Consider the following 10,012-nt stretch of genomic DNA (forward strand, 5'->3'; position numbering starts at 1 on the left):
TGTAGAGTAATTTGCGGAGTTTTTTCATAGACAGAAGCAAATAGATCCTTAAATTTCGCAGGTCCATTTGGCAGAGAGAACTCGTCAAAGACCCAGGCACTAATATATTTAGTCGCCGTCAGCATGTACAGCCAATGCTTTAGGCTTGAGTGGATAATGACGTTGCCAAGTGCTTGAACCTTATCGATATGTGGGGACTCTTTATCAATCAAGTAAAAGACCTTTTTATTCGGGTGATTCTCACGGCAATATTTAAAGAATGCATAGCCGTTATCTTCAGCCTGATCTGGACGTTCGCTGACAAGCCAGACTTCTTGTCCCACATATCGCAGCTTCACCGGCAGGCTTAGCAGACTGAGACCAATTTTCATGAACGTATTACGAATTTTTTTACAGGCTATTATTCCTTTACGCAAGGGTGCTGAAACCTTCCAGGATGTTGAGTCTGCAATTGGGTATCGTTTTACCTTTTTATTAAGCTTTTTACTTCGGTTGAACCAGTACCGTTTCCCCCGCATTAAACGTAGATAATAAATTCCCTCCGTGTAGTATTCAGCACGAATCATTTGAACAAATGGAATATATCCATCCAGGTCCATTTGAGTTAAGGTGGGGTCATCAATATCGAGAAGAACTTCTCTAAACAACTTAAGCACGGCTTCTTGCTCAGAAAAAGGGAGCAGTTCTGCGAATGCTTTCGTATCAGCCAGTTTGAATAGCTTTCTAATCAATGAACGTTTATATAAAACGAGGAATTTTCTTCGTTCCACGTTATTTTTTGAAAGTAGCAGATGGCTGATTACAGCCACTTCTTCTTGAACCGATTCTACGTCCACTTTGTTGGGAAATTGATAGCCGCTCTCGATCGTTTTGAATGAAAGAGGTTGCTGAAATAAATCAAAATATAAGTCTATAAGCATAGGACGATCAAGTTTACTTATATCAAAGTTCTCGAACGACGAGAGTATCGACTTTTTAATAACTTTCAGTCCACTAATATTTTCATAACTTGCCTGAAATAAATCTTCCCGTTTAAAAATGCTGCGCTTTGCTTGTTTAGGGGTTAATTGTAAGAAGTCAACATCGCTTGAGAGATTTGAAAGGATCGAAGTAAGAAACCCTTTATCAAAACGGATATCTTGGTCCACAAATAACAGATATTCTGCTTTGATATCCTCTAATGTAAGAACCTTTTCAGAACTAAGGGTAATTGTCTGAACATCAGCAAATAGCTCACGTTTGGTTAACTCCTCGTCTTTTTGTAAAAATAGTACACACAGATTCATTAGTAATCTCCTTCTTTTTATGCAGGGCGATACTCCCCGGCCTTGAACTGAAAAAAGGAAAGGAAGATTCTTTAACGAAACCTTCCAATCCCTCTAATTTATCTATTCATCGCATGATTTGACGTAAGTTATTTAGCTTTCTTAACGGTTTTGTCAACTTCCAGGAAATACTAGAAAGCATTTTATCCTGCGTATTTTTAATCTCAAGTAACTGCTTACCTTCGAGGTACCAAGTCTTACGAGAAATTTGAAGTTTAATATATTCGATGGCCAAATCATACTCACGCTTGGAAATTAGACTTACAACTGGATACTCAAACTTATAATATTTCTGAATAATATTTGGATTATACCCCTCAATAACCGGAGTCATTTTTTCAAGAAGAAAAACTTTCTTTTCATATGGAAGGGAATTAAAACCTGGATTTATTAATTTCCAAAACAGTGACCGAAGCGCATTGATCTGGAAGGTTTGGTATTGTTCTGCTGTTAACAATGACTTAACAAGCATTGCTGCTTTACAGTCGTTAAGCATCGTTGGCTCCATGTCTTGTTGAGTCATTGATGGATTGGTTTCATCATCCCGAGTCCGGTAAAGATAAATGGTCTCTGGAATGTAGCTGAATTTCTTGGCGAGCGTGAACAGCTGCATATCATAGTATTTATCTTCACCATTTTTCATACCTTCCACAAACTTCAGCTGATTTTCCTTCATGAAGTCAGTTCGAACTAGCTTCAAATAGACGGCTGTTTTAACCTGAAGGAAAAAAGGTACCTCATCAATATTTACATTGAAGTAACTTTTCTTCATCAGATAATCTCGGAACGTGATATGGAACCATTGATGTCCGGTTGGGTTGCTGTCATTAAAGCTGATCATTCTTCCCATCACGAAATCTGATTCCCATTCCTCCGCGACACGATATAATTTTTCATAGGCATCAAATGGAATATAATCATCCGGATCAAGGAAAATAGTATATTTACCCGTGGTGTGCTGCATGCCGACATTTCGAGGCGTACCAGGGGCACCTGAGTTTTTGGGAAGGGTCATTAATTTAACATTTTCATAGTCCCGCTCATAACGTTCGAGAATCGCAAGTGTCCCATCTTTCGAACAATCGTTGACCAAGATAATTTCGAGATTCGTAAATCCGATGGTTTGATTTAATAACGAGTTAAATGCTTCATCAATATACTTTTCTACATTATAAATTGGTAGAATAACCGATATATATGGTTGGCTCATGGTGCAGGTATCCTCCTTGTCATGCATATGCTTAAGCGTTAACAGGCTCTTTCAATAGCTCTTCTAAGAACACACGGACATCTTCACCGATTTCCTCGTTTTGGAGAGCAAATTCGATCGTTGTCTTCACAAAGCCGAGTTTTTCACCAACATCAAATCGTCTGCCTTCAAACTCATAAGCATAAACTTTATCATGCTCATTCAAAGCTTGAATCGCATCAGTAAGTTGAATCTCTCCACCTGCTCCAGCTTCTTGTTTAGCCAAGTAATCAAATATTTCTGGAGTCAATACATATCTTCCCATAATCGCTAAATTCGAAGGAGCTGTTCCTTCCTTAGGTTTCTCAACAAAGTTCGTAACCTCATAGCTTCGTCCATCTTGAGTTGCTGGGTCAATAATTCCGTAGCGATGCGTTTCGTTAGCTGGCACTTGCTTTACACCAATTACAGAAGAACCCACCTCATCGTATTGAGTCATCAATTGACCAATACCTGGGGTCTCACTTTGTACAATATCATCACCTAGAAGGACGGCGAAGGGTTCATCCCCAATGAACGTACGTGCACTTAACACAGCATGGCCAAGTCCCTTTGCTTCCTGTTGGCGAATATAGTGAATGTTAGCCAGATTGGAAGAATATTGAACCCTCTCAAGCAACTTGTCTTTTCCTTTTTTATCTAACTCCATTTCAAGCACAGGTGCACAGTCAAAATGATCTTCAATTGCACGCTTATTCTTACCTGTCACAATGATGATATCCTCGATGCCTGCTGCGACTGCTTCTTCAACAATATATTGGATAGTAGGTTTATCAACGATTGGGAGCATTTCTTTTGGCATTGCCTTTGTCGCGGGTAAAAACCTCGTACCAAGTCCCGCCGCGGGGATTATTGCTTTTCTTACTTTTTTCAAATTTCATTCCTCCATCAATTTCGTATGTTCTTTTTATTATTTTAAAATATTAAATAATCGTATTTAGTTTTAGAATAAATCCATTATAAACTTTTAATATATCAGAAAAAACGGTCTAAATCCTTGTTTATTTTAAAATTTATTAGTAATCATACTTTCACGATTTCCAATTTAACATAGACTATAAATGTTATTTTAACATACCATTTAACCTAAATAATTAGTAAATATTCCTACAATTCTTACTAGATAACTTGTAAAAATACCTGCCTGTCAATGTATAAAGCGCTTTCTGGATAAAAGAATCATAAACAGGTAATAATTCCTTTATTAACTGATTATAGGGAGCATAATTCTTTAAACTGATTGGTATTTCCTTAAAATATTGGGGAATAAACAATTTAAAAGTCGTAGGTAAATAGTAATGGTTTTAGAGAAGAAATTTAAAATAAAACAATAAAAAACCCTGCATTCCCATGCAGGGTTCTGACTGTCAATACTTTTGTAAAAGTCCCAATTGTGCCGTTTTGCCTTCGTTTTGAACCCGCTCTCCGCAGGTGGGTGCTCGGTTCTCGGCTTTTGTAAGTCCTCTCGAAGGAGGCTTTTACGCGGCCTGGAAACATTGGCTCCCGTAACTATAAGTGTTCGGTCAAAACTTATAGGTTAAAGAACGAACACATCAGGACTTTTACTGTTACAAGTAGTTTATCATATTGCACTCCACTCTTTCAAGAGTGAGATACTAGTAAATTAATCTTGTTTTTTCGTCAAAACTGACAAACTTAAGTCTCTTAACTGGGCCTTACTTACCTGACTTGGTGCGTCTGTAAGCGGGTCGCTTGCACTTGCTGTTTTCGGGAAGGCAATTGTGTCACGTAGATTTGTACGGCCGGCAAGCAGCATAACAAGTCTATCTAACCCAAGCGCAATTCCACCATGCGGCGGTGTGCCGTATTCAAAGGCATCCATCAAGAAGCCGAATTGTTCTGCTGCTTCTTCTTGTGTGAATCCAAGTACTTCGAACATTTTTTCTTGAATTGGACGTTCAAAGATACGTAATGATCCTCCGCCAAGCTCGTAGCCATTCAGAACCAAGTCATACGCTTGTGCGCGGACATTAGCTGGGTCAGTTGACAGCATATCGATATCTTCACGGAAAGGCATTGTGAATGGATGATGGGCTGCAGAATAGGTTCCCGCTTCGTCATCATAATCGAACAACGGCCAATCTGTTACCCAAAGGAAATTGAATTTGCTTTCGTCAATAAGGTTGCGTTCTTTACCCAGCTTGATGCGAAGCGCACCAAGAGCATCTGCAACAATACTTTTCTTATCAGCAACAAATACAATGATATCTCCTACTTCAGCATCAACGATTTGTGCCATTTGTTTTTGATTGTCTTCTGTGAAGAATTTAGCAATAGGACCTTTCATGCCGTCTTCTTCAATCTTCAACCAAGCAAGACCTTTCGCACCATAAATGGCAGCAAATGCACCTAATCCATCCATATCTTTACGAGAATAATCAGCTGCAGCACCTTTGATGTTCAATGCTTTAACTTGACCGCCTTTTGCTACTGCTCCAGAAAAGACTTTGAAGTCACAGCCTTCAGAGAACTCAGTAAGGTCGATTAATTCTAATCCGAAACGAGTATCTGGCTTATCTGAACCAAAGCGGCCCATTGCTTCATCATACTTCATACGCGGCAGCGGAAGTGTGATATCGATTCCCTTCACTTCACGCATAACTTTTTCCATCATTTCTTCTGTCATTGAAATGATATCATCTTGACTCATGAAGCTTGTTTCAATATCAATTTGCGTGAATTCAGGCTGTCTGTCAGCACGTAAATCTTCATCACGGAAACAACGAGCGATTTGGTAATAACGTTCAATACCTGATACCATCAGCATTTGCTTGAATAACTGCGGTGATTGCGGTAACGCATAAAATTCACCTTCATGCACACGGCTAGGTACTAGGTAATCACGTGCGCCTTCTGGAGTGCTCTTAGTTAAAATTGGTGTTTCAACGTCAAGGAATCCAGCACCGTCAAGGTATTCACGAACTGCTTTTGTTGTTTGGTGACGCATCTTTAATGTTTCAAACATCATCGGACGACGAAGATCCAAATAGCGGTATTTCAAACGAATGTCCTCGGATACTTCTGTACGGTCTTCAATTGCGAAAGGAGGTGTTTTCGCTTCGTTTAAAATCGTAACTTGTGTTGTATCTACTTCAATACCCCCGGTTGGGATATTTGGATTAATGTTTTCTTCATCACGTGCACGCACAACACCTTCAATAGAAAGAACGTATTCACTACGGATTTTCTCAGCAATAGCCAGTGCTTCGCTTGATGTATTTAAATCAAACACGACTTGAACGATACCTGAACGGTCGCGTAAATCAACAAAAATAACTCCACCAAGATCGCGTCGTTTTGACACCCATCCTTTTAATGTTACTTTTTCTCCAATTGCTTGCTCTGTGACTTCTCCACAGAAATACGTTCTGCCATACATATTATTTTCCTCCTAAGGACTGCTGTGATTTAAATTGCTCTATAAAGGTGGCAAGTTCCATTTCAACCTGTTCACCGGTAGTCATGTTTTTCAGATTAATAATTTGTTTCTCCAGCTCATCGTCGCCAAGTACCGCTACAAATTTAGCCTTTAAGCGGTCTGCTGATTTAAACTGAGCTTTCACTTTACGATCTTGGTAATCTTTCTCGACCGTAAATCCTGCTTTACGAAGCTGATAGGCAAGCTTAACGGTATAATCTTTCGCCGCTTCACCCATGGAAACCAAGTAACAATCAATGCCTTCTTCAATTGGAAGCTCGACATTTTCTGCTGCAAGCGCTGAAATCAAGCGCTCAATGCTCAGTGCAAATCCGATTCCCGGTGTGCCCGGTGCATCGCTGCCGCCGATTTGCTCAGCCAAACCATTGTAACGACCGCCGCCGCAAAGAGTCGTGATCGAGCCGAAACCTTCCGCCTCACTCATGATCTCAAATGCCGTGTGATTGTAATAATCCAGTCCGCGTACAAGCGTTGGATCAATGACAAAATCAATATCAAGATCAGTCAAATGCTTTTGTACTTTTTCAAAATACACACGAGACTCTTCGTTTAAGAATTCAATGATCGATGGTGCGCTGGCCATCAATTCGTGATTGTGATCCTTCTTACAATCCAGAATTCGAAGTGGATTTTTTTCAAGACGGTTTTGACAATCTCCGCAAAACTCGTTAATCCGTGGTTTAAAGTGATCCACTAATGCATTGCGGTGAGCCGTACGGCTATCGCTGTCACCAAGGCTGTTGATCACAAGCTTCAGTTTCTTTAAGCCCAGCTCTTTGTAAATTCCCATTGCTAGTGAAAGAACTTCTGCATCAATTGCAGGATCCTTGCTGCCAAGTGCTTCAATACCAAACTGAACGAACTGACGGAAACGCCCTGCCTGCGGACGCTCATAACGGAACATAGGTCCAATATAGTATAATTTGACCGGCTGATTTGCATTGCCGAACATTTTATTTTCAAGATAAGAACGGACAACAGAGGCTGTACCTTCTGGGCGAAGCGTTAAATCACGATCCCCGCGGTCCTTGAACGAATACATCTCTTTTTGAACAATATCCGTTGTATCACCGACACCGCGCAGAAATAATTCTGTATGCTCAAAAATTGGTGTACGGATTTCTTTGTATTGATAACGACGGCAAATTTCGCGTGCCGTTTGTTCAATATACTGCCAAACTTCCGTTGTGCCTGGAAGCAGATCCTGTGTACCTCTTGGAATTTGAATAGACATGTGTATTACCCTCCTTATAAAAACAAAAAACTCCCGTCCCTTGTAACGAATACGCTACAAGGGACGAGAGTTTGAATATCCCGTGGTGCCACCCTAATTGAAGCCAAATACAGCTTCCTCTTAAAAGCAGTTAACGCCTGCCTACGTCCATCTCCTACTAAAATCATTTTTCAGAGCGGAGCCTACTGAGTGTTCGTTCATCAAGACAGCATGTAGATACGCTTTCAGCAAAAGCCGCATATCTTCTCTTTACACGTGTATTCCTTGACTACTCTTCTCGATCATGGGCTAAATGTTTTCATTTAGATACTTTTATAATCATACGGAGTGAACGGCAACTTGTCAAGCGTTTAAAAAGGTCAGCGCCCGCCAATTTTTTTCTTTAATTTGTTCACTTCGCGAAATGTCAGGCCAAACTCTGACGCAAGCTCAATTGTGCTCGAGTCTCCCTGTTCACGTTGAATAAAGTCATGGAAATCCACACCAAGAAGCTGATTAACACCTTTTACACTGGTCTGGTTTTTTTCACTGAATTTCATTCCTAGTCCCCCTTATGATATCTTAGTTTTAGTTTGTCCCGTTTTTGGTGATTTTTTTCAGACTAAGAAGGGAATTTTTTTATAATGGAGAATTTATCCTAACAAAGGAGGTGTTTGTTTGAGAAAATCGGTACTCATTTTGGTTTTGATGTTTATGTGTTTTTCTCAAATAACGCCTGTTAAAGCGGAACTTGAGGCAGAAGTTACCATCAATACCGATTATATAAATGTTCGAGAGGGACCAGGCTTAGAGTTTCCGCTGGTAAAGAAAATTTATCGTGGAGAAGTGTATCCAGTTGTCTCAGAGAACAACCAGTGGATTGAAATTATGCTTGGTTCTAGTACGACGGGTTGGGTTGCCGAGTGGCTGATAGCGAGAGGAGCTGACCCGGCTGATGCTAAAGCCTTGAGCATGATCAGCGGCAATGGTGTACAAATTCGTTCAGGCCCCGGCAAAGACCAACAGCCGGTCGGTAAGCTTGCCAATGGCACAGCTGTTGAAGTGATTGGTCAAAAAGACGAATGGCTGGAGATAAAAGCAGAAGGCCTGACGGGTTGGATTTCCTCGGTCTATGTTGAACAGCCAGCAGCGGCTCAAGAAACAGGTCAAATTATTACTAACAATACGACCGTCTATTCAGATTCCTCAGATAGCAGTACCGTGCTTGGCAAGGTTCATAAACGTGGGGTTTCAATCGTAAGCAAGACAAAAAAATGGGTAGAAATTTCTTATCCAAATGGCAGCGGATGGGTTGAATCTCGCCATATTTTATCTGACAGCAGTCCCTTGGCAGAAGTGACAGCTTCGAGTCTTATTGTTCATAAAAAAGCGGAGCTGGATTCGAAAAAGGTCGGTACGGTGAAAAAAGGCCAAATGTTTGCTGTGATTGCTGAAGAAAATAACATGGTAAAAATTCAGCTGTCATCCAAGAAGTCCGGCTGGATTCCGCTTTGGTTTGTAAAACGTAATCATGTCAGGGTAAAAAAAGAAGACATCGAAAAAGTGAAGCACAGCGAAATTGTTATTTTACATACAGGCACAGCATTACGGAATGCAGCGAATGTGGACGCGAAGGTAGTTCTTCGGCCGAAGCAAGGCGAACAGTTTCCAGTGCTTTCAATAAAAAATAATTGGTATCAGGTAAAACTGCCCAACGGGAAGAAAGCCTATGCGGCGGGGTGGATTGTCGAGATCAATGGGGAAGTGAAGCAAATTAAAAAGACTGGGTATGAGGCGTACTTACAGAATAAGCTAATTGTGCTGGATCCTGGACATGGCGGGAAGGATCAAGGGACGGCTGGGCTTCACGGAACACTTGAGAAAGATGTAACACTTCGAACGGTGCGGCTTGTTGCCGATAAGCTTGAAGCCTCTGGGGCAAAGGTGATTTTGACACGCAACTTGGATACCCATCTCGATCTTAATGACCGTGTTCGGATATCTCATCTTCATGCCGCCGATGCGTTTATCAGTTTTCATTATGATAGCACGATCGACCAAGTAACGAGCGGCATTACCACCTACTATTATCATGACTTTCAGGAACCACTCGCAGCCAATATTCAAGAGGCGCTGAGCCAGGACACTCAAGCAAAAAACCGCGGATCGCGTTTCGGTGACTACCATGTCCTCCGCGAAAACCGGCGAATGGCTGCCCTGCTCGAGCTCGGGTACATGAGCAACCCAACCGAAGAACGAACCATCAACAACAACCACTACCAAGAAACAATCGCCAACGCCATCTACACCGGCCTAGCCAAATACTTCAAAGAACACTAAAAACCAGCTGGATGGGCTGGTTTTTTGTTTGGATTGAGAAGAATGGGCCGCCAAAAAGGAGTATCTCACTTTTTATAACCCCGAACTTGAAAAACACGACTGAGTTAAACAGCTTGGTTTGGACGTCGCGAATCCTCTATTCTTCCCCAACTGCCTTTCATTCTGCCGCAACTCCGTTTTATTCTTCCCCAACGAGCAAACATTCTCCTTTAAGTCTGACTGTTTCTTCCCTACCTTGAATAGGCTGTCAAAAAGGAGTATCTCACTCTTTTAGATACCCTTTTATAACCCCGAACATGAAAAACGTGATCGACTGATTTAAACAGCTTAGTTTGTTGGTTTTAGACGTCGCGGATCCTCTATTCTTCCCCAACTACCCATCATTCTGCCGCAACTCGGTTTGATTCTTCCCGAACGAGCAAACA

General features: G+C 41.1%; 6 protein-coding genes, 1 other RNA gene, 1 pseudogene and 1 other annotated feature. Of the genes and pseudogenes, 1 reads left to right on the forward strand and 7 read right to left on the reverse strand.

What is annotated here, in order from left to right; genetic code table 11:
- The 7 genes and pseudogenes from WYK_RS04680 to WYK_RS04705 form a co-directional block, all read right to left on the reverse strand.
- Window positions 1–1,286, reverse strand: a pseudogene (locus WYK_RS04680) (CDP-glycerol glycerophosphotransferase family protein); the annotation flags it as partial.
- Window positions 1,287–1,392: 106 nt separating this feature from the next.
- Window positions 1,393–2,535 carry a glycosyltransferase family 2 protein gene (locus WYK_RS04685; RefSeq protein ID WP_040373437.1) on the reverse strand — a complete coding sequence of 381 codons (1,143 nt, stop codon included), beginning with the start codon at window positions 2,533–2,535 and terminating at the stop codon, window positions 1,393–1,395.
- A 31-nt stretch (window positions 2,536–2,566) separates the two neighbouring features.
- Window positions 2,567–3,448 carry a UTP--glucose-1-phosphate uridylyltransferase GalU gene (gene galU, locus WYK_RS04690; protein ID WP_040373438.1) on the reverse strand — a complete coding sequence of 294 codons (882 nt, stop codon included), beginning with the start codon at window positions 3,446–3,448 and terminating at the stop codon, window positions 2,567–2,569.
- Between the two features lie 506 nt (window positions 3,449–3,954).
- Window positions 3,955–4,137, reverse strand: a non-coding RNA gene (gene ssrS / locus WYK_RS23715) — 6S RNA.
- A gap of 61 nt (window positions 4,138–4,198) precedes the next feature.
- Window positions 4,199–5,974 carry an aspartate--tRNA ligase gene (aspS, locus tag WYK_RS04695; protein WP_040373439.1) on the reverse strand — a complete coding sequence of 592 codons (1,776 nt, stop codon included), beginning with the start codon at window positions 5,972–5,974 and terminating at the stop codon, window positions 4,199–4,201.
- Between the two features lies 1 nt (window position 5,975).
- Window positions 5,976–7,268 carry a histidine--tRNA ligase gene (gene hisS, locus WYK_RS04700; protein ID WP_040373440.1) on the reverse strand — a complete coding sequence of 431 codons (1,293 nt, stop codon included), beginning with the start codon at window positions 7,266–7,268 and terminating at the stop codon, window positions 5,976–5,978.
- A 56-nt stretch (window positions 7,269–7,324) separates the two neighbouring features.
- Window positions 7,325–7,562 (reverse strand) — a binding site (T-box leader).
- Window positions 7,563–7,627: 65 nt separating this feature from the next.
- Window positions 7,628–7,807: a hypothetical protein gene (locus WYK_RS04705; RefSeq protein ID WP_040373441.1), complete on the reverse strand. Its 180-nt coding sequence runs from the start codon at window positions 7,805–7,807 to the stop codon at window positions 7,628–7,630.
- Window positions 7,808–7,925: 118 nt separating this feature from the next.
- On the opposite strand from WYK_RS04705, the gene WYK_RS04710 reads away from it, so the two are divergent.
- Window positions 7,926–9,587 (forward strand): N-acetylmuramoyl-L-alanine amidase, encoded by a 1,662-nt coding sequence (locus tag WYK_RS04710; protein WP_051387310.1) that lies wholly within the window; start codon window positions 7,926–7,928, stop codon window positions 9,585–9,587.
- The last annotated feature ends 425 nt before the right edge of the window (window positions 9,588–10,012 follow it).

The sequence above is a fragment of the Peribacillus psychrosaccharolyticus ATCC 23296 genome (assembly GCF_000305495.1).
Taxonomy (GTDB): Bacteria; Bacillota; Bacilli; order Bacillales; family DSM-1321; genus Peribacillus; species Peribacillus psychrosaccharolyticus.

Excerpts from the sequence above, each read along its gene's own strand:
- WYK_RS04685 (WP_040373437.1), bottom strand. The coding sequence starts at position 2,535 with ATGAGCCAACCATATATATCGGTTATTCTACCAATTTATAATGTAGAA.
- aspS (WP_040373439.1), bottom strand. The coding sequence starts at position 5,974 with ATGTATGGCAGAACGTATTTCTGTGGAGAAGTCACAGAGCAAGCAATT.
- hisS (WP_040373440.1), bottom strand. The coding sequence starts at position 7,268 with ATGTCTATTCAAATTCCAAGAGGTACACAGGATCTGCTTCCAGGCACA.
- WYK_RS04705 (WP_040373441.1), bottom strand. The coding sequence starts at position 7,807 with ATGAAATTCAGTGAAAAAAACCAGACCAGTGTAAAAGGTGTTAATCAG.